Annotated in this window: 23 protein-coding genes; 13 read left to right on the plus strand and 10 right to left on the minus strand. The window is 62.7% G+C overall.

The genetic code is table 11. The features are described 5' to 3' along the window. Positions 1 to 461 precede the first annotated feature (461 nt). Entirely contained in the window at positions 462 to 3,416 is a 2,955-nt protein-coding gene (locus LB554_RS27085) for a ribonuclease E/G (protein ID WP_224587874.1), read from the plus strand. Between the two features lie 92 nt (positions 3,417 to 3,508). On the opposite strand, the gene LB554_RS27090 is transcribed toward LB554_RS27085, so the two are convergent. Both LB554_RS27090 and LB554_RS27095 read right to left on the minus strand, forming a co-directional pair. Beyond that, positions 3,509 to 4,456 (minus strand): glutaminase, encoded by a 948-nt coding sequence (locus tag LB554_RS27090; RefSeq protein ID WP_140823573.1) that lies wholly within the window; start codon positions 4,454 to 4,456, stop codon positions 3,509 to 3,511. Positions 4,457 to 4,460: 4 nt separating this feature from the next. After that, the gene (locus tag LB554_RS27095) at positions 4,461 to 5,609 is read right to left on the minus strand and encodes a pyridoxal phosphate-dependent aminotransferase (protein ID WP_224587876.1); all 1,149 of its coding nucleotides are present in this window, start codon (positions 5,607 to 5,609) and stop codon (positions 4,461 to 4,463) included. Between the two features lie 147 nt (positions 5,610 to 5,756). On the opposite strand from LB554_RS27095, the gene LB554_RS27100 reads away from it, so the two are divergent. The 6 genes from LB554_RS27100 (at position 5,757) to aat (ending at position 11,096) form a co-directional block, all read left to right on the plus strand. Further along, entirely contained in the window at positions 5,757 to 7,151 is a 1,395-nt protein-coding gene (locus LB554_RS27100; protein WP_140665507.1) for a M48 family metalloprotease, read from the plus strand. 69 nt (positions 7,152 to 7,220) lie between these two features. Further along, positions 7,221 to 8,039, plus strand: a complete 819-nt coding sequence (locus tag LB554_RS27105) for a DsbA family protein (RefSeq protein WP_224587877.1) — start codon at positions 7,221 to 7,223, stop codon at positions 8,037 to 8,039. A gap of 145 nt (positions 8,040 to 8,184) precedes the next feature. Further along, positions 8,185 to 8,619: a type II 3-dehydroquinate dehydratase gene (gene aroQ, locus LB554_RS27110; protein WP_015318037.1), complete on the plus strand. Its 435-nt coding sequence runs from the start codon at positions 8,185 to 8,187 to the stop codon at positions 8,617 to 8,619. 26 nt (positions 8,620 to 8,645) lie between these two features. Next, on the plus strand, positions 8,646 to 9,098 hold the full coding sequence (accB, locus tag LB554_RS27115) for an acetyl-CoA carboxylase biotin carboxyl carrier protein (RefSeq protein WP_015318038.1): 453 nt from the start codon (positions 8,646 to 8,648) through the stop codon (positions 9,096 to 9,098). Positions 9,099 to 9,108: 10 nt separating this feature from the next. Further along, a complete protein-coding gene (gene accC, locus LB554_RS27120) occupies positions 9,109 to 10,452 on the plus strand; it encodes an acetyl-CoA carboxylase biotin carboxylase subunit (RefSeq protein ID WP_015318039.1) in 1,344 nt (447 codons plus the stop codon). Positions 10,453 to 10,478: 26 nt separating this feature from the next. Then, a complete protein-coding gene (aat, locus tag LB554_RS27125; RefSeq protein WP_224587878.1) occupies positions 10,479 to 11,096 on the plus strand; it encodes a leucyl/phenylalanyl-tRNA--protein transferase in 618 nt (205 codons plus the stop codon). 9 nt (positions 11,097 to 11,105) lie between these two features. Here aat and LB554_RS27130 read toward each other — a convergent pair whose 3' ends face one another. The 3 genes from LB554_RS27130 to LB554_RS27140 form a co-directional block, all read right to left on the minus strand. Then, positions 11,106 to 11,489: a hypothetical protein gene (locus LB554_RS27130; RefSeq protein ID WP_140720568.1), complete on the minus strand. Its 384-nt coding sequence runs from the start codon at positions 11,487 to 11,489 to the stop codon at positions 11,106 to 11,108. 63 nt (positions 11,490 to 11,552) lie between these two features. Continuing rightward, positions 11,553 to 12,161, minus strand: a complete 609-nt coding sequence (locus tag LB554_RS27135) for a DUF2155 domain-containing protein (protein ID WP_224587879.1) — start codon at positions 12,159 to 12,161, stop codon at positions 11,553 to 11,555. Between the two features lie 138 nt (positions 12,162 to 12,299). Beyond that, positions 12,300 to 12,698 (minus strand): NADH:ubiquinone oxidoreductase subunit NDUFA12, encoded by a 399-nt coding sequence (locus LB554_RS27140; protein WP_015318043.1) that lies wholly within the window; start codon positions 12,696 to 12,698, stop codon positions 12,300 to 12,302. Positions 12,699 to 12,927: 229 nt separating this feature from the next. Here LB554_RS27140 and panB point away from each other — a divergent pair, with 229 nt between their 5' ends. Together panB and panC are read left to right on the plus strand one after the other, a co-directional pair. Further along, positions 12,928 to 13,770: a 3-methyl-2-oxobutanoate hydroxymethyltransferase gene (gene panB / locus LB554_RS27145; RefSeq protein WP_224587880.1), complete on the plus strand. Its 843-nt coding sequence runs from the start codon at positions 12,928 to 12,930 to the stop codon at positions 13,768 to 13,770. Then, complete coding sequence (gene panC / locus LB554_RS27150; RefSeq protein WP_224587881.1) at positions 13,767 to 14,618, plus strand: pantoate--beta-alanine ligase; 852 nt, start codon at positions 13,767 to 13,769, stop codon at positions 14,616 to 14,618. The genes panB and panC overlap by 4 nt, the downstream gene beginning before the upstream one ends. A 134-nt stretch (positions 14,619 to 14,752) precedes the next feature. Here panC and LB554_RS27155 read toward each other — a convergent pair whose 3' ends face one another. From LB554_RS27155 to gatB, 3 genes are all read right to left on the minus strand, one after another. After that, complete coding sequence (locus tag LB554_RS27155; protein WP_140616931.1) at positions 14,753 to 15,451, minus strand: AIM24 family protein; 699 nt, start codon at positions 15,449 to 15,451, stop codon at positions 14,753 to 14,755. A 151-nt stretch (positions 15,452 to 15,602) separates the two neighbouring features. After that, on the minus strand, positions 15,603 to 16,097 hold the full coding sequence (locus LB554_RS27160; RefSeq protein WP_224587882.1) for a GNAT family N-acetyltransferase: 495 nt from the start codon (positions 16,095 to 16,097) through the stop codon (positions 15,603 to 15,605). Between the two features lie 4 nt (positions 16,098 to 16,101). Beyond that, on the minus strand, positions 16,102 to 17,601 hold the full coding sequence (gene gatB, locus LB554_RS27165) for an Asp-tRNA(Asn)/Glu-tRNA(Gln) amidotransferase subunit GatB (protein ID WP_224587883.1): 1,500 nt from the start codon (positions 17,599 to 17,601) through the stop codon (positions 16,102 to 16,104). 268 nt (positions 17,602 to 17,869) lie between these two features. Here gatB and LB554_RS27170 point away from each other — a divergent pair, with 268 nt between their 5' ends. Beyond that, positions 17,870 to 18,127 (plus strand): YjhX family toxin, encoded by a 258-nt coding sequence (locus LB554_RS27170; RefSeq protein WP_140617242.1) that lies wholly within the window; start codon positions 17,870 to 17,872, stop codon positions 18,125 to 18,127. Between the two features lie 44 nt (positions 18,128 to 18,171). On the opposite strand, the gene LB554_RS27175 is transcribed toward LB554_RS27170, so the two are convergent. Together LB554_RS27175 and LB554_RS27180 are read right to left on the minus strand one after the other, a co-directional pair. Continuing rightward, on the minus strand, positions 18,172 to 18,603 hold the full coding sequence (locus LB554_RS27175) for a CBS domain-containing protein (RefSeq protein ID WP_224587884.1): 432 nt from the start codon (positions 18,601 to 18,603) through the stop codon (positions 18,172 to 18,174). Positions 18,604 to 18,689: 86 nt separating this feature from the next. Next, positions 18,690 to 19,445: a rhomboid family intramembrane serine protease gene (locus LB554_RS27180; RefSeq protein WP_224587887.1), complete on the minus strand. Its 756-nt coding sequence runs from the start codon at positions 19,443 to 19,445 to the stop codon at positions 18,690 to 18,692. 430 nt (positions 19,446 to 19,875) lie between these two features. Between LB554_RS27180 and LB554_RS27185 the strand changes: the two genes are divergently transcribed. The 3 genes from LB554_RS27185 to LB554_RS27195 all read left to right on the plus strand — a co-directional run bounded on the left by LB554_RS27185 (position 19,876) and on the right by LB554_RS27195 (position 22,137). After that, a complete protein-coding gene (locus LB554_RS27185) occupies positions 19,876 to 20,508 on the plus strand; it encodes a PAS domain-containing protein (RefSeq protein WP_224587889.1) in 633 nt (210 codons plus the stop codon). A 119-nt stretch (positions 20,509 to 20,627) separates the two neighbouring features. Continuing rightward, positions 20,628 to 21,245: a PilZ domain-containing protein gene (locus LB554_RS27190; protein ID WP_015318053.1), complete on the plus strand. Its 618-nt coding sequence runs from the start codon at positions 20,628 to 20,630 to the stop codon at positions 21,243 to 21,245. A 283-nt stretch (positions 21,246 to 21,528) separates the two neighbouring features. Further along, positions 21,529 to 22,137 (plus strand): transglutaminase-like cysteine peptidase, encoded by a 609-nt coding sequence (locus tag LB554_RS27195; RefSeq protein WP_140720580.1) that lies wholly within the window; start codon positions 21,529 to 21,531, stop codon positions 22,135 to 22,137. Positions 22,138 to 22,221: the final 84 nt, after the last annotated feature.

A 22,221-nucleotide genomic window follows, 5' to 3' on the forward strand; every position in this document is an offset into this window, starting at 1 on the left:
ACCCGTCAAATCATAAAAGCGATGGTGGATCACTGCAATCCTGGAACCGCCCTCCTCCGCAGCTTCCTGCTACAGGGTCAGATGAAAGGCGGCTCCTTTCGCTTCACGCGAAAAGGCTTCAGGTGATTGCGACGAATTTCGCAGGTGTGCTCCCGTGGCGGGGGAATCGCCTGCGTGAGGAAAACGGCCCGGGTTTGTTCCCGCGCCGGCTCTGTATGAGCAAACAAGCTGGTCCGGTTTCCGGGCTTTGGTTCAAAAGGTTCTGCTGGTGACGATGGCTTCAAGCGCAATCATGGAAAGGTCCGCATCAAACCGCGCCAATATGGCTGCGGGCGGCACCGCCATGACACGCAGGCAGCGTCCGGCGGACATTCAGACATCCGGCACCCACACACCAGAAACGCAGCAGCGGGCTTTGCCTTGCAAGCTGCGGCTGACGGCTGCCGGGAGGAAACGAAATAATGCCCAACAAAATGCTGATAGACGCCTCCCACCCGGAGGAAACACGCGTAGTCGTCGTACGCGGTAACCGTATCGAAGAATTCGACTTTGAATCCCAGGACAAGAAGCAGCTCAAAGGAAATATCTATCTCGCCCGTGTAACGCGCGTCGAACCCTCCCTTCAGGCAGCCTTTGTCGAATATGGCGGCAACCGTCACGGTTTTCTCGCCTTCAGTGAAATACACCCCGATTACTACCAGATTCCGGTCGCCGACCGTCAGGCACTGCTGCGCGCGGAAGCGCAGGAGGCCGAGGACGAAGAGAACGAGGACGGCGAAGGCGACGATCGCCAGAGCCGGGATCGTGGACGGCGCGGTCGCCGGCGCGGCGGCAAGCCCCGCGACCGTGGTGAAAACAGGCGCGATGCCGGCACGGCCGAATCCGGCGAGGCAAGCGAAGCCGCCGGCGAGGCAGACGAAAACAACGACAATGGCCCGGATGACAATAGCCCGGATGTTGTCGCCGAGAACATGGCCGACGTTTCCGGGACCACGGAACACGCATCCGACGCCTCGGAATACGCCGACGCATCCGAACAGGACGAGGCTTCTTCCGAACAGGATAAAGGCGAGACCAACGACGGCCCTCCCAAGTCGATCGCCGCCTCCGTCGAAGGCGATGTGATTTCCGAGCCCATCCCGCATGCCGAACAGGCCAGCGAAGCCACCTCCACCGACAATGATCGCGGCATGCTGGAGGAAGTATCCTCTTCCCATCCGGACGATCATGAGATCGAATCGGTCGGCGCCGAGGACGCGCTCGAGGAAGTGCGCAATCGCCGCAAGCCGGTGCGCCGCCAGTACAAGATCCAGGAAGTGATCAAGCGCCGGCAGATCCTGCTGGTGCAGGTCGTCAAGGAAGAGCGCGGCAACAAGGGCGCGGCGCTCACCACCTATCTGTCGCTCGCCGGCCGCTATTCCGTTCTGATGCCGAACACTGCGCGCGGCGGCGGTATTTCGCGCAAGATCACCAGCGCGGTCGACCGCAAGCGCCTCAAGGAGGTCGTCGCCGATCTCGAAGTGCCGCAAGGCATGGGGGTCATCCTGCGCACCGCCGGCGAGAGCCGCACCAAGGCCGAGATCAAGCGCGACTACGAATATCTGATGCGGCTGTGGGAGAACGTGCGCAATCTCACGCTCCAGTCCACGGCCCCTGCCCTTGTCTATGAGGAAGGCAGCCTGATCAAGCGCTCGGTGCGCGACCTCTACAACAAGGACATCGACGAGATTCTCGTCTCCGGCGAAGAGGGCTATCGCGAGGCCAAGGATTTCATGCGCATGCTGATGCCGAGCCACGCCAAGGTGGTTCAGCCGTTCCGCGACACGACGCCGATCTTCGTGCGCAACGGCATCGAAGCGCAGCTCGACCGCATGCTGCAGCCGCAAGTGACGCTGAAGAGCGGCGGCTACATCATCATCAACCAGACCGAAGCGCTGGTCGCCATCGACGTCAATTCGGGCCGTTCCACCAAGGAGCACTCGATCGAGGACACCGCGCTCCACACCAATCTGGAAGCGGCCGAGGAAGTCGCCCGCCAGCTCAGGCTGCGCGACCTTGCCGGCCTGATCGTCATCGACTTCATCGACATGGAGGAGAACCGCAACAACCGCTCCGTCGAGAAGCGGCTGAAGGATCACCTCAAGAACGATCGTGCTCGCATCCAGGTCGGCCGTATCTCGCATTTCGGCCTGATGGAGATGTCGCGTCAGCGCATCCGCGCCAGCGTGCTGGAATCGACCATGAAGCCGTGCCCGCATTGCGGCGGCACCGGCCATGTCAGGTCCGATTCGTCGGTGGCGCTGATGGTGGTACGGGCAATCGAGGAGTTCCTGCTCAAGGATTCGCGAAGCCACATCACGGTGCGCACGCCGGCCGCGACCGCGCTCTACGTGCTGAACCACAAGCGCGGCACGCTGGTGGAACTGGAAAGCCGCTTCGGCCTGACGATCACCATCGAGGCAGACGATGCGGTCGGTGCCCAGCACTACGCGATCTTCCGCGGCGCGCTGGCCGAAAAGCCGGAAGGTTTCGTCGAGGTGCGCAGCCTGCCGGCCTATGTCGAGCCGGAAGAGCCCGAGGACGAGATCATCGTCGCCGAGGAGGAGGACGAGGCGCCGGCCCAGGCCGAACAGCCGCGCCACGCCCAACAGCCGCAGCATCAGCAGCCCAAATCCGGCGAGGACGGCGAAGGCCGCGATCGCAAACGCCGCAAGCGCCGCAGGCGGCGTGGCGGCAAGGACCGCGACCGCGAGCATGGCGCCCCGACCGACGGCGCTTCCCTCGCCACGTCCGATGACGGTTTCTCCGCGTCGGAAGGCGCGGCGGACCATGGCGATGCCGAGGTAGACGACGAGGCTGCGGTCGCCGCAACCGAAACCGTCGAAACGGCGGAAGGGTCCGACGATGGCCAGGGCAAGAAGCGTCGGCGCGGCAAGCGCGGCGGCAAGCGCAACCGTCGCGAAGACGGTGAAGGCGAGACCGAGGCGGAAGCCGGCGAAACGACCGAGCCCGCCGAAGCTGATGCTTCGCTAAGCGAGCCTGCGTCGATCGAGCCGGTGGCTGCCACCGCCGTCGAACAACCCGCGGCTACCTTGAGCGACGAGGTGCCAAGCACCGAGAAGCCCAAGAAACCGCGTCGCGCAGCCAAGCCGAAGAAGGCGGCCGCCGAAGCCGTCGCCGAGGAGCCGACCGCGGAACTGGCCGTGCAGGCACCGGCCGAAACGCCAGCCACGGCATCGGACGAGGCAGCGGCCGCCGAGGAGACGCCGAAGGCCCGGCCATCGCGCCGCAAGGCGGCAGCCGCTGATACGCCTGTCGTACCGGTGGTTTCCTCGACCGTCGCCGACGAGCCTGAAGTCAAGACCGAAGAAAAGCCGAAGCGTGCCGGCTGGTGGCAGCGGAAAGGCTTTTTCTAAGCTTTTCAAATCGTTGAATTGATTCTCTGAGAAAGAATCCCGCGCCGATCGAATGAACGGCGCGGGATTTTTCTTATCGGCAGGTCACGTTTCTAAGGCGCGAAGATCGACCAGTTCATCATCCTGGCGAGCTTTTCCAGTGCGATCGAACCCAGCTTGGAATTGCCGTTGGCGTTGAGGCCAGGCGACCAGACGGCGAGCGAGGCGACACCCGGCACGATGCCCAATATGCCGCCGCCGACGCCGCTCTTGCCGGGGATGCCGACGCGGAAAGCGAAATCGCCAGAGCCGTCATAGTGGCCGCAGGTCAGCATCATGGCGCCGATGCGCCGCGCCCGCTCCGCCGACACCACGGAATGCCCGGTTGCCGGGTTCTTGCCGCCATTGGCGAGGAAGCGGCCGGCCATCGCCAATTGCCGGCAGCTCATGGCGATGGCGCAATGGTGGAAATAGACGCCCAGCGCCAGTTCCGGTGCATGATGGAGATTGCCGAAGGATTTCATGTAATTGGCGAGCGCGAAGTTGCGGTAGCCAGTGGCACGTTCGGAAGCCGCGACCTCGCGGTCGATGATGATCGTCTCGTCGTCGGCGAGGAACTGGATGAAGCGCAGTATCTCGCCGATCGCCTCGCGCGGCTGGTGACCGGCAAGCAGGATGTCGGAAATGACGATGGCGCCGGCATTGATGAACGGATTGCGCGGAATGCCATTCTCATGCTCCAGCTGGACAATCGAGTTGAACGGGTTACCGGAGGGCTCGCGCCCCACTCGCTTCCACAGCGCATCGCCGACATTGCCGAGCGCCAGCGTCAGGGTGAACACTTTCGAGATGCTCTGGATCGAAAAAGCCTGCTCGGCATCGCCGGCCACGAGCGTGCGGCCATCATTGGTGACGGCCGCGATGCCGAATTTCTTCGGGTCGACCTTGCCCAGTTGGGGAATATAGGTCGCGACATCGCCGCGATCGATGCGTTCCGCCATTTCCGCCGCGACTTCCGCCAATGCTTGATCAAGTTTGGGGGCCTGTTCGAGTTCCGGCATGACGCTACCTCAACCAGCGTTCGATGCGCGCCATCGCCTCGACCATGTCGTCGTGGCTGCCGGCGTAGGAAAACCGCATCGTGCGATGCCCCGCCCTGGTGTCGAAATCGCGGCCGGGTGTCGCTGCAACATGCGCCTCGGCCAGCATCCTGCGGGCGAAGACCATGCTGTCATTGCTGTGCCGGGTGACATCGCAAAAGGCATAGAAGGCGCCATCCATGGGCGCCGCCAGGGGAAAACCCAGCTCCGGCAAACGCTTCATCAAGAGCTCGCGATTCCAGGCATAGCGTCCCTTCACCGCCTCCAGTTCCTCGGTTGCGGCAAAAGCCTCGATCGCCGCAATCTGCGACAGCTCCGGCGGCGAGATGTAGAGGCTCTGGGCGATGCGCTCGACCGGCCGCACGAGTTCTTCCGGCAAAACCATCCAGCCGATGCGCCAGCCGGTCATGCAGTAGTATTTCGAGAAGGAGTTGATAACCGTCACGCTGCCGCTGAAGGCGAGTGCCGTGGTGTCGGGGGCGCCATAGGCCAGCCGATGGTAGATCTCATCGGAAATGACGGCGATGCCGAGCGATTCCGCCGTGGTGACCAGCGTCGCCAGCTCGTCGGCTGAGATGACGGCGCCCGTCGGATTGGCCGGACTTGCGAACAGCACGCCCTTCAGCGGCGCCTCGCGATGCGCGGCTTCCAGATGGCCAGCATGCAGATAAGCCGCGTCGCCGAGCTCGATTTCAACCACGTCGATGCCAAGGGCTGCCATGATGTTGCGATAGGCGGGGTAGCCGGGCGCGGCGATGGCGACCCGGTCGCCCGGGTCGAACATCGCCAGGAAGGCGAGATTGAAGGCCGCCGACGATCCGGTGGTCACCGCGATCCGGCCGGGATCGACATCGAGGCCATAGTGATCCGCGTAATGCCCGGCGATCGCCTTGCGCAGCGGGGCCAGACCCAAGGTGTCGGTATAGCCTATGCGTCCAACCTCCAGCGCCTTGGCGGCGGCGGCGCGAACCCGTACGGGCGCTGGATCGGATGGCTGGCCGACCGCCATGGAAATCACCGGTATGCCCAGGACCTTCAGCCGGTTCGCTTCGGCCAGCACATCCATGGCGTGGAACGGCTCGACATTGCCGCGATGGGAGAGCGAAACGACCATTTTTACCCCTGTCCCGAGGATTGAGCGCGCCAGGTCCTGACGCATGCGCCGCACAAATGCCCGATTGATGTGAGGATCACAAGTTGAGGAAGTTTTTCAGGCGCCGACTTTTCATCTTTCGCCCGCTCGTCTACCAGTGGACACATTATGTTGAGCCGACCCAGATCGACGATTGCCCGGGCAGCGCGTGTCTTCGCGACGGTTTCGCTTGCCGCCGCGGTTGCGGTTGCCGGTTCGCAGACCGCCTTCGCCCAAGGCGTGCCAGTGGTCCGCGACGCCGAGATCGAAGCCCTGGTGCGCGATTATGCACGGCCGATCTTCAGGGCCGCCGGGCTGGCGAATGACGGCATCGACATCGTGCTGGTCAACGATTCCAGCTTCAACGCCTTCGTCACCGGGCGCCGGTTGTTCATCAACACCGGCGCGTTGATGACGGCTGAGACGCCGAACGAAATCATCGGCGTCATCGCACACGAAGCCGGGCATATCGCCGGCGGCCACCAGCAGAAGCTTCGCGACCAGCTCGAACGCGCCAAGACCATGGCCATCATCGCCACCTTGCTCGGTGCCGGCGCGATCGTTGCCGGTGCGACCACGAACAGCCGCAGCCTTGCCGGCGCCGGCATGGGTGTGGCGGCCGGCGGCGGCGAGATGGCGCAGCGCAGCATCCTCGCTTACCAGCGCACCGAGGAAATCACGGCCGACCGCTCGGCCATCACCTATCTCAATGCCACCGGCCAGTCCGGCATGGGCATGCTGAAGACCTTCCACCGCTTCCAGACCGCGCTGTCGCTGTCGGGCGCGCAGGTCGATCCCTACCGGATCAGCCACCCGATGCCGCAGGACCGCATCGCCAACCTCGAGGTGCTGGTCAAACAGAGCCCCAATGTCGACAAGATCGACGCGCCGGCACTGCAGCAGCGCCACGACATGATGCGGGTGAAGATTGCCGTCTACATGGAAGGCCAGGCCGCCGCGACGCGGCTGATGCAAAAGATGCGGGGCAGCATGGCGGCGCTGTATGGCGATGCCCAGTCGGCCTATCTCTACGGCAACATCGCCGCGGCGCTCACCAAGACCAACGCCCTGATCAAGGCGCAGCCCAAGAATGCCTACTTCCAGGAGCTGCTCGGCGATATTCTGATGAAAGCCAACAAGCCCGCGGATGCTGCCGACGCTTATTCCAAAGCGGTCAGCCTCGACCCGGCACGGTCCGGCCTGCTGCCTGTCTCGCTTGGCCAGGCGCTGATGGCGGTCGGCACGCCAGACTCGCTGAAGAAAGCTGTCGTGCAGATCAACAATGGCCTGGGCCGCGACAAGGAAAACTCCACCGGATATCGTTATCTGGCGCAGGCTTACGGGGAGCTGGGAGACATACCGGGCGCGGAGCTTGCCACCGCCGAAGGCCATTTCTATTCCGGCAACTACAAGGATGCCAAGATCTTCGCCATGCGGGCGCAACAGCAGATGAAGCGCGGCGAGCCGCGCTGGATACGCGCCCAGGACATCATAAACTACAAATCGTCAGGCAAGAGCCAGTAATCTCATGAACCTTCCGGCCGCGTGCTGCGACACAGCCAGACCGGAAAACAGGCAGAAGGAACGACAACGATGAAAAAGGCACTGCTGCTGGGCACCACGGGGGTTGCGGTCGCCCTTGCCATGCTGGCTTTCGGTTTTGTGGCCGGCAGTCCGCAGGTTGCGAAGGCCGGAACGGCACAGGCTGTCCAGACGGCTCAGCCTGTCCAGACGGCAGCCGATACCAAAATCGACCGCACCGAGGTCGAGGGAATCATCCGCGACTATCTCCTGAAGAATCCGGAAGTGCTGCTGGAAGTGCAGGACGCGCTCGAGGCCAAGCAGAAGGAGGAACAGCGGCTCGCGGCACTGGGCGTCATCAAGAACGCCAAGGACCAGATCTTCAATTCCACCTTCGACGGCGTCGTCGGCAACCCGAACGGCAAGGTCACGATCGTCGAGTTCTACGACTACAATTGCGGCTTCTGCAAACGCGCCATCGAGGACATGCGGGCGCTTACCAAGTCCGATCCGGACCTGCGTTTCGTGCTCAAGGAATTCCCGATCCTCGGCCCGGATTCGCAGAAGGCGAGCGTCGTCTCGATGGCGTTTCACCTGATGATGCCGGAGAAATACGGCGAGTTCCACAATGCGCTGCTCGGCGGCCAGGGGCGCGCCACCGAGGCAACCGCGATCAAGATCGCGCTTTCGCTCGGCGCCGACGAGGCGGCATTGCACGAGAAGATGAAGGACCCATCGATCACCGAGGCCTTCACCAAAACTTACGATCTTGCCAACAAACTGCAGATCACCGGAACCCCGTCCTACGTCGTCGGCAACGAGGTCGTGTTCGGGGCGCTCGGGCAGGAAGTGCTTGCCGAAAAGATCGAGGCGGCGAAAGCCGCGCTTTGAGCGGCAAGCGGTTTTCTTCACGGGCGCATTTCGGCCTGTTGTGGACAGTGAAAGAACGCACTTGCGCTCTTTCCGCGGGCGACTATGCCCGGTATAGAGGCCCAGCGCGCCGGCTTGATGCTGGCGCCGGAAAAGGTCGGTTTTTTTGAAAACGGTTTTTGTCCTGAACGGTCCCAATCTCAACGCGCTCGGCAAGCGCGAGCCGGGCATCTATGGCGGCAAGACGCTTGCCGCCATCGCCGACGACTGCAAGCAGGCAGGTGCGTCGCTTGGGATCGAGATCGATTTCCGTCAGTCGAACCATGAGGGCGATCTCGTCGACTGGATCCAGGAGGCCGGCGACAAAGCCGCCGGCATCGTCATCAACCCAGGCGCCTATAGCCATACCTCGATCGCAATCCACGACGCCATCCGTTCGATCGCGCCATTGCCGGTTGCCGAAGTTCACCTTTCCAACATTCACGCGCGGGAACCGTTCCGCCACGTCTCCATGGTCGCGCCGGTCGCTGTCGGCATGATCTGTGGCTTTGGGCCGCTCGGCTACACGCTGGCGCTGCAAGCGCTCGCCGCACGCCTATGACCGGCCAACAAACAGAAGGCTCGAAAATGTCGATAAAGAAGACCGGTGTTGACCAGCAACTGATCCGCGATCTGGCGGGCATACTGAACGACACCAATCTGACAGAGATTGAGGTGGAACTCGGCGACCTGAAGGTACGGGTGTCGCGGCAGGCGCCCGCCGTTCACGCGATTGCGGCCCCGCAGCCCACCTATGCACCAACGGCAACCCAGCCCGCGGCTGCCCCGGCGGCGGTCGACGTGTCGAAAAACGCGGTGACCTCGCCCATGGTCGGCACCGCCTATCTGGCGCCGTCGCCCGACGCAAAGCCGTTCATCGAGGTCGGCCAGAAGATCAAGGAAGGCCAGACGCTGCTGATCATCGAGGCGATGAAGACGATGAACCAGATCCCCTCGCCGCGCGCGGGCACGGTGACGGCGATCCTGTTCGAGGACGCGACGCCGGTGGAATACGGCATGCCGCTCGTCGTGATCGAATAGAGCGGACCTGATGTTCCAGAAGATCCTCATCGCCAATCGCGGCGAAATCGCGCTCCGGGTGCTGCGCGCCTGCAAGGAACTTGGCATCCAGACGGTGGTGGTGCATTCGACCGCCGACGCTGACGCCATGCATGTCAGGCTCGCCGACGAAAGCGTGTGCATCGGTCCGCCGCCGTCGCGCGACAGCTATCTCAACATCCACCAGATCGTCGCGGCCTGTGAGATTACCGGCGCCGACGCCGTGCATCCGGGCTATGGCTTCCTGTCGGAGAACGCCAAGTTCGCCGACATTTTGGCGGCGCACAACATCACCTTCATCGGCCCGTCCGGCGACCACATTCGCATCATGGGCGACAAGATCGAGGCCAAGCGCACGGCAAAGCGCCTCGGCATTCCGGTTGTGCCCGGCTCCGACGGTGCGGTGACCGAGGAGAAGGAAGCCAGGCGCATCGCCGCCGAGATCGGCTATCCCGTTATCATCAAGGCGTCGGCCGGCGGCGGCGGACGCGGCATGAAAGTAGCGCATACGGAGGCAGACCTCGAAATCGCACTGCAGACGGCACGCTCGGAAGCGGGCGCGGCCTTCGGCGACGACGCGGTCTACATCGAGAAATACCTGGAGAAACCGCGCCACATCGAGGTGCAGGTGTTTGGCGACGGCTTCGGCGGCGGCGTGCATTTCGGCGAGCGCGACTGCTCGCTGCAGCGGCGCCACCAGAAAGTCTGGGAAGAGGCCAATTCGCCGGCGCTCAACGCCGAGGAGCGGTCCCGCATCGGCGGCATCTGCGCAAAGGCGATCGCCGATCTCGGCTATTCGGGCGCCGGCACCATCGAGTTTCTGTACGAGAACGGCGAGTTCTATTTCATTGAGATGAACACGCGCCTGCAGGTCGAGCATCCGGTGACGGAAGCGATCACCGGCATCGATCTGGTCCACGAGCAGATCCGCGTCGCGTCCGGCGGCGGCCTTTCGGTCAAGCAGGAAGACATCAAGTTCAACGGCCATGCCATCGAATGCCGCATCAACGCCGAGGATCCGCGCACCTTCACCCCCTCGCCCGGCACCATCACGCATTTTCACACGCCAGGCGGCCTCGGCATCCGCGTCGATTCCGGCGTCTATTCGGGCTACAAGATCCCACCCTACTATGACAGCCTGATCGGCAAGCTGATCGTGCATGGCCGCAACCGCGTCGAATGCATGATGCGGCTGCGGCGGGCGCTCGACGAATTCGTCGTCGACGGGATCAAGACGACGTTGCCGCTGTTTCGCGATCTCGTCGGCAATGCCGACATCGCCAATGGCGACTACGACATCCACTGGCTGGAAAAATATCTGGCCAAGGGCGAATAGCCTCAACTTGCCGCTATAATGACGCGATGACCCGTCCCTACGCGCCAGGCTATCGCATCCCGACCGACCTTCTGCTCAAGGCATACGCCTCGGGCGTCTTCCCCATGGCCGAAAGTGCTGGTGACCCGGAGGTCTTCTGGGTGCGGCCGGAGACGCGCGGCATCATTCCGCTCGACGATTTTCACACACCCAAAAGCCTGAAGAAGACGATCCGCAGGCACCCGTTCGAAATCCGTTTCGATTTCGATTTCGAGGCGACGATCGATGGCTGTGCCGAAAAACGCGAGGAGCGCCGCTCTACCTGGATCAATGCGCCGATCCGCGAAGCCTATGTGCAACTGCACCGCATGGGTCATTGCCACTCGGTCGAGGCCTGGCGCGAGGGGCGTATGGTCGGCGGCCTCTATGGCGTCTCGCTCGGACGGGTGTTCTTCGGCGAAAGCATGTTTTCCAAAGAGACGGACGCGTCGAAGACCTGCCTGGTGAATCTCGTCGAGCGCCTGAAGGCACGCGGCTTCGCGCTGCTCGATACGCAGTTCACGACAGAGCACCTCAAGCGCTTCGGCGCGGTCGACGTGCCGCGCGGCAAATATGAAAAGATGCTGGCAGACGCGCTGAAAGGCGAAGCGGTTTTTTTTCCGTAGGATCAGGCCCTACTTGGGCGACGCCTCGAACGGCGTCTGCGCGTGGAACATCATCTTCCAGCCGTTGACGCGATGGACGTAGCCGGTGCTGACCAGCGCCGCATAGGGCTCGCCATTTTCGCGCGTCGCATGCGCTTCATAGGTCAGCATGACGATATCGCTGCCGGGTTCGATTATTCCCTTGAGTTTGATGTCGAGGTCGCGCCAGCGGTTGGGTTTGGCTGCGGTCTTGGCCAGATCGGCATTGTCCATGGCCTGTGCCAACTGTGGAAATGCCACAAGGCATTCGGTGTCGACATTGGCAGCATAATAGGCAGTGTCGCCCGTCCAGAACCCCTTTTCGAGCTCCAGCAACTCGGCCTTGTTGGCCATGATCCGCTTGCTGTCCGACATTGGCGTATCCTCAACGCGCGTGGTGATGGTCCAACGCGCGCCAGCCATGGCGGTTCCAAGAGATCAGTTGGTGTCCGTCGTAGCCGGTTCCACGGCGTCGTCGGGCTGTGCCGCGTCCGGAGCGACCGGGGGCTTTGGCTTGGTCGCGGCTGGCTTCGACGCGTCGGCTTTCGCCCCATCGGCTTTGGTCGCGCCACTCTTGCCAGCATCGGGCGCCGGCACATCCGACTTCTGCTTGCATTCCTTCAGCCAGACGTCATAGACGGCATGTTCGACGGCGTTGAGCCCCGGACTTTCGGCAAACATCCAACCGGTGAAGATACGGCGGATCTTGCGGTCGAGCGTGATCTCGTCGACCTCGACGAAAGAATCTGTTTTCGGCTGTTCGTTCTGCGGCCGGGAATAGCAGACGCGCGGCGTGACCTGCAGGGCGCCGAACTGCACCGTCTCGTCGATATAGACATCGAAGGTGATGATGCGGCCGGTGATCTTGTCGATGCCGGCGAACTCGGCGACCGGGTTGGTGATGCGATCCGATCCCGCGGGCGCCGCCGGCGCCGGGGCGGCGGGCGCGGGTGCGGGTGCGGGTGAAGCCGCAAAGGCGATGGTGCTGACGGCGAGGCTGGCTGCTAACGTCAGGCCGCCCGTCGATATCGGGTTGAAAAAGCTCATGCAGGGGTACCGGTGGTTCGCGCCCAGGTGATTCCGTCGATCGCCAAGGCTAGTCGCCGTTTTCTGATCAGCAAGCAGCTAAACACCAATTGTGGCGATAAAGGACCGGCCTGCACCTTACCTTTGCAACTCGCGCCGTTACGAGCCCGGCGTCCAGGCGTCGTAGTCGCCGGTGACCTGCGGGCGGTGTTGATTGGTCAGCACCGAGCCCTTCGGACGATAGGCCGATGGCGTGCCGGTCAGATTGGGTAAATGCGGCTTTTGCCAGTCGCGCGGCCGGTAGTCATCGCTGGGGGGAGCGATATCGACACGATGGTGAATCCAGCCGTGCCAGCCCGGCGGAATGGCCGAAGCTTCCGAATAGTTGCGGTAGATGACCCAGCGACGCGTGCGGCCTTCCGAATCGATACCGCCTTCGTAATAGACATTGCCGGCCTCGTCCTGGCCGACCCTCTTGCCGTAGCGCCATGTGTGCAGGCGCGTTCCCAGCGTCTGGCTGTTCCACCAGGTGAAAAACTGCGTCAGGAAAGTCTTCATCTCAGAACCCTCGCGCTGGCGGCGCCCGTTTCCTGCTTATGGCGTCAGGCCTTCGGGAAGGCAAGGGTTTTGCCACGAGGAGCGCGCAAATGGCGCGCCAGGGACCCGACACCAGCCTGTGATCCCCCGGGGGTGACCGGATGCGCGCTTGCCAAGCCTTGCCGCTCTTTCTAAAGCTCTGCGCGCCCATGCGAAAATCCTGTCCCGCTGGGGCCGAAGGAGGCGACGATTGGCCACGCAATTGCCGACCACCGACGTTCGCATCGGCGCCGACCTGATTCGCCGCCGCAAGGGCGGCACGCCGATCGTCTGCCTCACCGCCTACACCTACCCGATCGCTCGCCTGCTCGATCCTCATGTCGACCTGCTCCTGGTCGGCGACAGCGTCGCCATGGTCCTGCATGGCCACGAGACGACGCTGGGCGCCTCTCTGGAGATGATGATCGCGCACGGCCAAGCCGTGATGAGGGGCTCGGCCAGGGCCTGCGTGGTCGTCGACATGCCGGCCGGCAGCTATGAGAGGTCTGCCGTGCAAGCCCTGGCCTCGGCACGGCGCATCGTCGGCGAGACCGGCTGCCAGGCGGTGAAGCTCGAAGGCGGCGTCGACATGGCTCGTCAGATTGCCGCGATCGTGGCCGCCGACATCCCGGTCATGGGCCATATCGGCCTGCAGCCGCAATCGGTGGAAAAGGATGGCGGCTACAAGATCAAGGGCCGCACGGACGAGACTGTAGCCGCCCTGATCGCCGACGCGCAGGCGGTCGAGAAGGCCGGCGCGTTCTCGGTGGTCATCGAAGGCACGATCGAGACGGTCGCCGCCGACATTACCCGCCGCATAGCCATTCCAACCATCGGCATCGGCGCCAGCGGCGATTGCGACGGCCAGATCCTGGTCGTCGACGACATGGTCGGGCTGACGGTCGACCGCGTGCCTAAATTCGTCAAGCAATACGCCGACCTGCGCAGCGTGATCACGCATGCCGCGGAGCGCTACGCATCGGAGGTGCGGGATCGCGTTTTCCCCGGGCCCGCCCACGTCTTTTCAAAAACCAACGGCGGGGATGACGCGTGAGCCGGCCCCACGTCGTCGATAGCGTTGCCGCGCTTCGCGCGCGAATCCGCGACTGGCGACGCGACGGACAACGCATCGCCATGGTGCCGACCATGGGCGCCTTGCATGACGGGCATCTTTCGCTGGTCAAGATCGCCCTCGAAAGGGCTGATCGTTGCGTGGTGTCGATCTTCGTCAACCCGACGCAGTTCGCACCGACCGAGGATCTCGACAAGTACCCGCGCCAGTTGGCCCGCGACCTCGACATGCTGGCCGCGGCCAAAGCCGACCTTGCCTTCACGCCCGGTGTCAGCGAGATGTATCGCGCAGGCTTTGCCACGAGGATCTCGGTCGGCGGCCCGTCAGCCGGGCTCGAAACGGACTTTCGCCCCACCTTTTTCGACGGCGTCGCCACAGTGGTGGCCAAGCTTCTCCTGCAGGCCGCACCCGACTTCGCCATCTTTGGCGAAAAGGACTACCAGCAGCTTTGCGTCGTCAGGCAGCTTTGCCGCGACCTCGACCTGCCCGTCGAGATCATCGGCGCGCCGACCATACGCGACGCGCATGGCCTCGCCATGTCGTCGCGCAACGCCTATCTCGATGAAGCCGAACTCCAGATCGCTCGCCAATTCAACGTCATTCTGCGCAAGGCAGCTGCCGCGCTGGCGGCGGGCGCAGGACAGGAGGAAACGATCGGCGAAGCAGGCCGCGTCTTGGTCACGACCGGCTTCCAGACGGTGGATTATGTCGAGGCCCGCGAAAGCCTGACACTCACGCCATGGCGGCGCGACCGCGCGGGCCGCGTTCTCGCCGCCGCCTGGCTGGGAAAAACCAGGCTGATCGACAATGTGGAAGTTCCCGCCGCCTGATCGGCGTTGGCATTCTCAATCAAGGTCGAAGGCTCGCCCTGCCGATGCCATGGCACGGGGAAACCGAACCGCTGATAAGTCACCGCCGCGTTCGCGCTGGCCAGGCTTCATCCGTCTGGCTTCTGGCTCCCAGCCTATTCCTCGGTCGGCATATGCAGGTACATCGACTGAATGCCGACCCTGCCCGGCCCGGTGAAGCGGTTGACGATGAAATTCAAGTTGGCACCGAAGAAGCCGCTCGACAGCCGGTCGATCTTGGTCTCCATCCTGACCGAAGCATCCTTGAACAGCCACCCGCCGGGCTCGATGTCTATGATCTCGCCCGGAGCGAGCGTCTTTTCAAAAACGTTGCCATAGCCGTGCAGCCAGACGATGCCGTCACCGGTATCGCCGCGAAACCGGTCGATGAAGAAGCCACTCTGGCCGAACAGCATCGTCGCCAGGCCGCGTACGCGTTCGAACGTGTAGTCGACATTGCCGGTGGCGGCCAGAAACTGGTGCTCGCGGACCTGTATCTCCTCGCCTCGCCGCAGGTGAATCGGCACGATGTGACCCGGCCCATCACGGCTGAAGGCGATGATGCCCGCCCCCGACGCCTCGGTGACGAAGATCTGCATGCCGGCCATCATGCGCTTCAGCGCGCCCTTCAGCGATTTCAGGCCGATGGTGATTGTGGAATTCTTCCACAGCAGGATGTGGTGCTCGAAATAGACAGGCATCCGCGTCACATCGACGGAAAGCACGGGCACCAGTTCACCCGCTATGTGATAGGTGACGCCACCAAAGGTTTCGTCCGACACCTCGGTCGGCATCAGTTCCGGCAGACTTGGCATGGTTCCCCCCAAAGCCATCCCGCGTGTGTCGGTTTATTCCGGCTTCACACGGGTCGGCCTAGGCAGCTTTGGTGCCGGACACCGGGGCCGTCAAACGAAAACAGATCCCGCGACGCGCGCTCGCGCGAAGGTGATCACGCCGCCACGGTGCTCAGCCGGCAAGTACCCGTTCATAGATCAGCGCCGGGATGGCAGAGCCGGCGGAGCCGCAATTCTCGGTGCGGCCGATCTGAACGAAGCCGTTGGCCTGATAAAAGGCAACGGCGCGGGTGTTCTTCTCTTCCACTTCGAGCCGAATGCGGTGAGCTTCCGGAAAACTCTCGATGATCTCGTCGAGGAGCATGCCGCCGATACCACGACCCTGCAGCAAGGGAAGCACATAGAGCTGCCTGAGCATGACCACGCCGCCGCCATCGACGCTGTCGGCAAACGCCATGCCGCCAATGCGCTTGCCGTCATCGGCAACGAGGAACTCGCTGCTCGGCTTTACCAGCCTGGCTTTCAATGAGGCGATGGAGTGCCATTCATTGGTGATTTCGGTGACCCGTTCCGCGCCATAGATGGCGTCATACGTCGCATGCCAGGTCTCGACCAGCAACGCCCGGACGGCTGCGAGGTCGCGATCCCCGGCGGTGCGAACGAACATGCTTTTACTCGATGCCCAGCTTGGCCTTGACGAGGTCGTTGACGGCCTGCGGATTGGCCTTGCCGCCAGTCGCCTTCATCACCTGGCCGACGAACCAGCCGGCCATGGTGGGCTTGGCGCGAGCCTGCTCGACCTTGTCGGGATTGGCCGCGATCACCTCGTCGACCGCCTTCTCGATGGCCCCGGTATCGGTGACCTGCTTCATGCCACGGCTTTCGACCAGCTGGCGCGGATCCCCACCCTCGTTCCAGACGATCTCGAACAGGTCCTTGGCGATCTTGCCGGAGATGGTGCCTTCCTTGATCAGATCGATGACAGCGCCAAGCTGGTCTGGCGAAACCGGAGCGGATTCAATGTCCTTGCCGGCCTTGTTGAGAGCACCCAGCAGATCGTTGATGACCCAGTTGGCGGCGAGCTTGCCGTCGCGACCGGCCGCCACCTTCTCGAAATAATCGGCGATCGGCTTTTCCGACACCAGGATGGCGGCGTCGTAGGTCGAGAGGCCGAGCGAGGAGATCAGCCGCAGCTTCTTGTCATCGGGCAGTTCCGGCAATTCCTTGGCCAGCCTATCGACATAGGCCTGGTCGAATTCCAGCGGCAGAAGGTCGGGATCGGGGAAGTAGCGATAGTCGTGCGCCTCTTCCTTGGAGCGCATCGAGCGCGTCTCGCCCTTGACGGCGTCGAACAGCCGCGTTTCCTGGTCGATCCTACCGCCGTCCTCGATGATGGCGATCTGCCGGCGCGCCTCGTAGTCGATGGCCTGGCCGATGAAGCGGATCGAGTTCATGTTCTTGATTTCGCAGCGCGTGCCGAATTCGCCACCTGGCCGACGTACCGAGACATTGACGTCGGCGCGCAACGAGCCTTCGTCCATGTTGCCGTCGCAGGTGCCGAGATAGCGCATGATGGTCCGCAGCTTGGTCACATAGGCCTTGGCCTCATCGCCGGAGCGCATGTCAGGCTTCGACACGATCTCCATCAACGCCACGCCGGAGCGGTTGAGGTCGACATAGGACATGGTCGGGTGCTGGTCGTGGATCGACTTGCCGGCATCCTGCTCCAGGTGCAGGCGCTCGATGCCAACCTCGATGTCCTCGAACTCGCCCTGGCGGTCGGGGCCGACCGAGACGATGACCGTGCCCTCGCCGACGATCGGCTGCTTGAACTGCGAGATCTGGTAGCCCTGCGGCAGGTCCGGATAGAAATAATTCTTCCGGTCGAAGACCGACTTGTGGTTGATCTGCGCCTTCAACCCCAGGCCGGTGCGGATCGCCTGCTTGACGCATTCCTCGTTGATGACGGGCAGCATGCCTGGCATTGCCGCATCGACAAGGCTGACATTGGCATTGGGCGCGGCACCGAAAGCGGTCGAAGCGCCGGAGAACAGCTTTGCTTCCGAGATGACCTGTGCGTGCACCTCGAGGCCGATGATGATCTCCCAGTCGCCGGTGGCGCCGGATATCAGGCGTTTTGCGTCAGGGGTGCGAGTGTCGATGATGCTCATTGTGGCCTACGGACTGAAGTGCATTAATGCAACTTCGCTAGTGCAAACCGCCAAAAGAGACAAGCGCAAAGCCGCGGGCGCAAACCCGGGGGCTGGCCTCTTCGACCGCTTTCGCCTGTATCCGTTCGTCTCAATGGAGAGTGGATGTCCACTTACGCGCAGTCCCGGTGAGGCCCTGACCTCGTAGCGAGGCAGGGCAGAAAACCTGAAACCCCGTGCCGCGAAGCTTCGCGGCGGCGGTATTTTTCGTTTTCCGGGAACTCTTCACATGGATATTTCGCGCATTGAACAGCGCATCCTGCACCTGCTCGCGCAGGGCGGACGCATTGAAATCGAAAGGAACGACAAGAAACGGATCGCCTCGGTCAAATGCCTGACCCGCGACGGCTGGCATTACCCCGGCGTCGATCTCGACCTGTTTCGAAAATTGAAACGCAAGAAGGCGGTTTCGTCGTCCGGCGGCGGGCCCTACCGCATCACGAGGCTCGGGCTCGAACTCGTTCGCTCCGAACTCGACAACAGGTAGCCTTGGTGCCGCCGGCCGGCACCCGGCCGGCGGTTGCCGACCGCTCAGGCGGTGGCGATGTAGGCCCGGATTTCCTCGGCCTCGCGCTCGACGTCCTCGATGCGGCGCTTGACCACGTCGCCGATGGATACGATGCCATCGAGCAGGCCGTCCTTTTCCACCGGGAGATGGCGGAAGCGGCCCCTGGTCATGATCTCCATCACCTCGTTGACGGTGTGGTTTTCGTTACAGATCTTCACCTTCGGCGTCATCGCCGAACGCACTGCTAAATCGAGGGCGGCACCGCCTTCCCTGGCTACCACGCGCACGATGTCGCGCTCCGAAAGGATGCCGACGATCTTGCGATCGCCATTGGTGATGACCAGCGCGCCGATCCTGTGCTCGGCAAGGATGCGGATGGCTTCGCTCAGTTTTTCGTTCGGCCCGAGCGTCAACACGTCATGGCCTTTTTGCTCGAGAATGGCCTTAACCGTCATGGCGTCCTCCTCTACTTTGCCAACCGGTTCCTGCCTGACCGGCTTTCACATAAGAGTGAACATCGTGCGCCGTGATCGGTTGCATTTCAAGCCCGGTCGGAGGTCTCCCATTCGGGCGCTTGCCATATCCCGTCGAACCAGCGCAGGCCGAAGAAGCCCGCGACAAAGCCGCCGATATGGGCCTCCCAGGCGACCTGGCCATCCACGCCGGGCGCGAAGCCGAGAAGGCCGGTGGCCAGATTGATGATCATCCACATGGCCAGGAAGATGACGACGCCGCGCGAGCGCAGCACGACCCCGACCGGCAGCACCGGGCCGGCAAAAGCAGCCTTGCCGGCCGAGCGGCCGGTGCGGAAGCCAAAGCGCGCCGCAGCCCCCATCATGCCCGATATGGCGCCCGATGCGCCGACCAGCGGCGCTTCTCCGTACGGATGCATAGCCCAGAAGAGCGCCACCGAAGCCAACCCCGTGGCGGCAAAGAACAACGCGAACCGAAGCGCGCCGAGCCGATTGGCCAGCGGCGAGCCGAAGGCGGCAAGCCAGACCATGTTGATGGCGATATGGGCAAAGCCGCCATGCATGAAGGCATAGGTGAAAGGCCGAGTGAAGAGAAACCAGTCGAACCCGTACCGGCCGGTATAGAGGACCGGAATGAAAGCTCCGTCATAGAGCAGCGTCATCTGCTGGGCGTCGTTCAGCGCATATTGCTGCAGCAGGTAGACGACCGCGCAGATGCCGATCACCGCCAGCACGATCGGCGGCAGATTGAACACCGGCTCACGCACCGTTGGCGGCATGGTCTCGGCCGGTTCGGGCTCGGACGGATTTTGCTGTTCGCTCATCTGCAATCGCACTCGATGCTGGTTCGACTGGGCTGGTTCGACTGGGCTGGTTCGGTCTGGCGAGCATCTAGATCACCGCCGATGGAACCGCAAACGGCGAATCGTCCCGCTCCGAATCAATGGGGCGAATCAAAAAAGAAGCCGTCCAAGGTTTCCCCTGAACGGCCGGTCGAGCCCCTGCTCCCCTAAAACTCTTGACTGAAGTGCTGCCGATCGTCGCGAAACGACCGCTTCTGGAGTGGTTTTGGTGTGCCACGCGGCGGCCCAGGGCGCAACGTAAACCAGTTGTTAACCTTAACGGCCCCGACCCGTGAACAAGTGTTAACGACGCTGGCACGCTTCCTGCTCCCCAACGCATGTAGGTCATCGGAGGGCGCCCTTCTGTTCACCGATGGGACATCAGACGACAGAATGCGCGGAGCTTTGTAGTATGAACCAAAACGGATCGATCACGCTGTTCCACTATTGGAACCGCCTGCGTGACGGACGCCCCGCTCCGAAGCGATCGGAAGTCGAGCCGGCCGATATCAAGTCGCTGCTGGCCGACACGTTCATCCTCGAAAAGGACACGCGTGGGCAGCCTGTATTTCGCCTGGCCGGCACCAGGCTCTGCGCCTCCTACGGCCGCGAACTCAAGGGATTCTCCTTCCCGTCGCTGTGGCGGGAGAAGGATCAGAGGCTGGTTTCGCGGCTCATTCACGGGGTTTTCGAGCAGAAATCGGTCGTGCTGATCATTTTCGAGGGCTTCAGCCGCAACGGCCGCTCCAACAAGTTCGAATTGCTCGCCTTGCCGCTCGACGGCGGCATCGAAAATCCACGCTGCCTCGGCGTGATCACCGCCGTGGAGAAGCCGTTCTGGCTGGGCGCGGATCCGATCACCGACGCCTTGATCGATTCCATCCGCGTCATCGACCCGGAGAAGGAACTGCTGAACAGCCGTCCGGCGATCAACGTTCCCTCGCTCGTTCCCGACGAGATCGAGGCGCCCGAAACGATCTCCGCGCTCGGCCGTGCCCGCCGCATCCGCCATCTCGTCGTTTTCGATGGCGGGCGGGACGAATAGTTGACGATCGCATGGTCTTGCAGGCTCGTTTTTCCCCTTTGTTAACCCGATTTGTTGTAGTTCTCTGCTGAAGTTCCTCGCATCCACGCGCGGGAATGCCAAACGGGGTGTAGGCAGTCATGAGGTCAGCGGCGGTCGACTACGCGCCGTCCCAAGCTGAAAGGCGTAACTTTCAGCGCGTCCGGGTCAAAATCTACGGACGTTTCATGCTGGAGGACCGCACCGAGCACCCATGCCAGGTGGTGGACATGTCGCCCGGCAACGTGGCGCTTCGCACCGACCGCATTGGCATGCCCGGCGAGAAAGTCATCGCCTATATCGACCATATCGGCCGCATCGAGGGTGTGCTGACACGCACGCTGCCGGATGGCTTCGCAATGACGGTGATCGCGTCCGACCGCAAGAAGGACAAACTCGCCGCGCAGTTGACATGGCTTGCCAACAAGCACGAACTCGACCTGCCGGAAGACCGCCGCCACGAGCGCGTCTCGCCCCGCAACCCGACGAGCGTGCTGCAGCTCACCGACGGCCGCCAGTATCAGTGCCGGATCATCGATCTGTCGCTGTCGGGCGCCGCGATCGAGATCGACGTGAAACCGGCGATCGGCGTCCAGGTCATGCTCGGCACGATGCGGGGTCAGATCGTCCGGCATTTCGAAGATGGCGTCGCCATCGAATTCGCCGTCATCCAGCGCCCCGAGACGCTCGATTCCGAATTCAACACGCCGCGCGCCTGATCGGGCCGCAAAGCATGCCCGTCAAGCCGGCCTCGCGGCCGGCTTTTTCGATTTCGGGGTGCGGCGATTGATAGGTCTTGGATGGCAGGTCGCCATAGTCGGAAATGGTCCGCGGGAGGCCGAATTTGCCGAAACCCCAGCGCAGCAATCCAACCAATTCAATACTAAAATGATTCAAATTTTATGTTTATTCTATAGACGTTTTACTTAAAATCTACTTCGGACCTTTGCGTCGAATAAATCCAGATGTGGCACTGTCTCCTTCGAACGGGGAGACTGAACAATGAAAAAAACGAGGGGCAAGCTGTTGCTGATGGCAATGGCGATGCAGCTTTCCGCCTGGGGATCAGCATATGCCGCGGGACCGGCCTATATGCATACCGGCGGACGCACGACGCAGCCTGTTGGCCACTATGAATTCTGCCAACGCATCCCCGGCGAATGCAACGAGAAGACCGCCAAGGGGGCGCCTGTCGACCTGAGCCGCAAGCTCTGGGCGACGATCGTGAGCATCAACAATTCGGTCAACACCCGCATCAAGCCGCGCACCGACATGGAAAACTACGGTGCCGAGGAATACTGGGCCTACCCGGACAATGGCTATGGCGATTGCGAGGACTACGCGCTGGAAAAGCGCCGCGAGTTGATGGATGCGGGCGTGCCGGCCGGTGACCTCTTGATGACGGTTGCGCGCCAGCCGAATGGCGACGGCCACGCGGTGCTGACCGTGCGCACCAGCCTCGGCGAGTTCATCCTCGACAATCTTGAGACCAAGGTGCTGTCCTGGACGGATACCGACTACACCTATCTCAAGCGTCAATCGACGGAGAATTCCGGCGTTTGGGTGACGATCAACGACGGCCGTTCCGATGCGGTCGCCAGCGTCCGCTGAGGACGCCAATGAGATCAGGCGCGTTGCACGACGCGCCTAACGAGAAACCCGGTCGAGTCCCCACCCCCCCCCGGCCCCACCCCC

This window comes from Mesorhizobium sp. CO1-1-11, from assembly GCF_020164995.1.
In the GTDB taxonomy this organism is placed as follows: Bacteria; Pseudomonadota; Alphaproteobacteria; order Rhizobiales; family Rhizobiaceae; genus Mesorhizobium; species Mesorhizobium australicum.

Coding starts and splice junctions, on each gene's coding strand:
- LB554_RS27135 (WP_224587879.1), bottom strand. CDS start 12,161: ATGAGCTTTTTCAACCCGATATCGACGGGCGGCCTGACGTTAGCAGCC.
- LB554_RS27180 (WP_224587887.1), bottom strand. CDS start 19,445: ATGAGCGAACAGCAAAATCCGTCCGAGCCCGAACCGGCCGAGACCATG.
- LB554_RS27085 (WP_224587874.1), top strand. CDS start 462: ATGCCCAACAAAATGCTGATAGACGCCTCCCACCCGGAGGAAACACGC.
- LB554_RS27185 (WP_224587889.1), top strand. CDS start 19,876: ATGAACCAAAACGGATCGATCACGCTGTTCCACTATTGGAACCGCCTG.
- LB554_RS27130 (WP_140720568.1), bottom strand. CDS start 11,489: ATGTCGGACAGCAAGCGGATCATGGCCAACAAGGCCGAGTTGCTGGAG.
- LB554_RS27090 (WP_140823573.1), bottom strand. CDS start 4,456: ATGCCGGAACTCGAACAGGCCCCCAAACTTGATCAAGCATTGGCGGAA.
- LB554_RS27190 (WP_015318053.1), top strand. CDS start 20,628: ATGAGGTCAGCGGCGGTCGACTACGCGCCGTCCCAAGCTGAAAGGCGT.
- LB554_RS27160 (WP_224587882.1), bottom strand. CDS start 16,097: ATGTTCGTTCGCACCGCCGGGGATCGCGACCTCGCAGCCGTCCGGGCG.
- LB554_RS27140 (WP_015318043.1), bottom strand. CDS start 12,698: ATGAAGACTTTCCTGACGCAGTTTTTCACCTGGTGGAACAGCCAGACG.
- accB (WP_015318038.1), top strand. CDS start 8,646: ATGTCGATAAAGAAGACCGGTGTTGACCAGCAACTGATCCGCGATCTG.
- LB554_RS27095 (WP_224587876.1), bottom strand. CDS start 5,609: ATGGTCGTTTCGCTCTCCCATCGCGGCAATGTCGAGCCGTTCCACGCC.
- accC (WP_015318039.1), top strand. CDS start 9,109: ATGTTCCAGAAGATCCTCATCGCCAATCGCGGCGAAATCGCGCTCCGG.
- LB554_RS27100 (WP_140665507.1), top strand. CDS start 5,757: ATGTTGAGCCGACCCAGATCGACGATTGCCCGGGCAGCGCGTGTCTTC.
- aat (WP_224587878.1), top strand. CDS start 10,479: ATGACCCGTCCCTACGCGCCAGGCTATCGCATCCCGACCGACCTTCTG.
- LB554_RS27170 (WP_140617242.1), top strand. CDS start 17,870: ATGGATATTTCGCGCATTGAACAGCGCATCCTGCACCTGCTCGCGCAG.
- LB554_RS27105 (WP_224587877.1), top strand. CDS start 7,221: ATGAAAAAGGCACTGCTGCTGGGCACCACGGGGGTTGCGGTCGCCCTT.
- gatB (WP_224587883.1), bottom strand. CDS start 17,601: ATGAGCATCATCGACACTCGCACCCCTGACGCAAAACGCCTGATATCC.
- LB554_RS27175 (WP_224587884.1), bottom strand. CDS start 18,603: ATGACGGTTAAGGCCATTCTCGAGCAAAAAGGCCATGACGTGTTGACG.
- LB554_RS27155 (WP_140616931.1), bottom strand. CDS start 15,451: ATGCCAAGTCTGCCGGAACTGATGCCGACCGAGGTGTCGGACGAAACC.
- LB554_RS27195 (WP_140720580.1), top strand. CDS start 21,529: ATGAAAAAAACGAGGGGCAAGCTGTTGCTGATGGCAATGGCGATGCAG.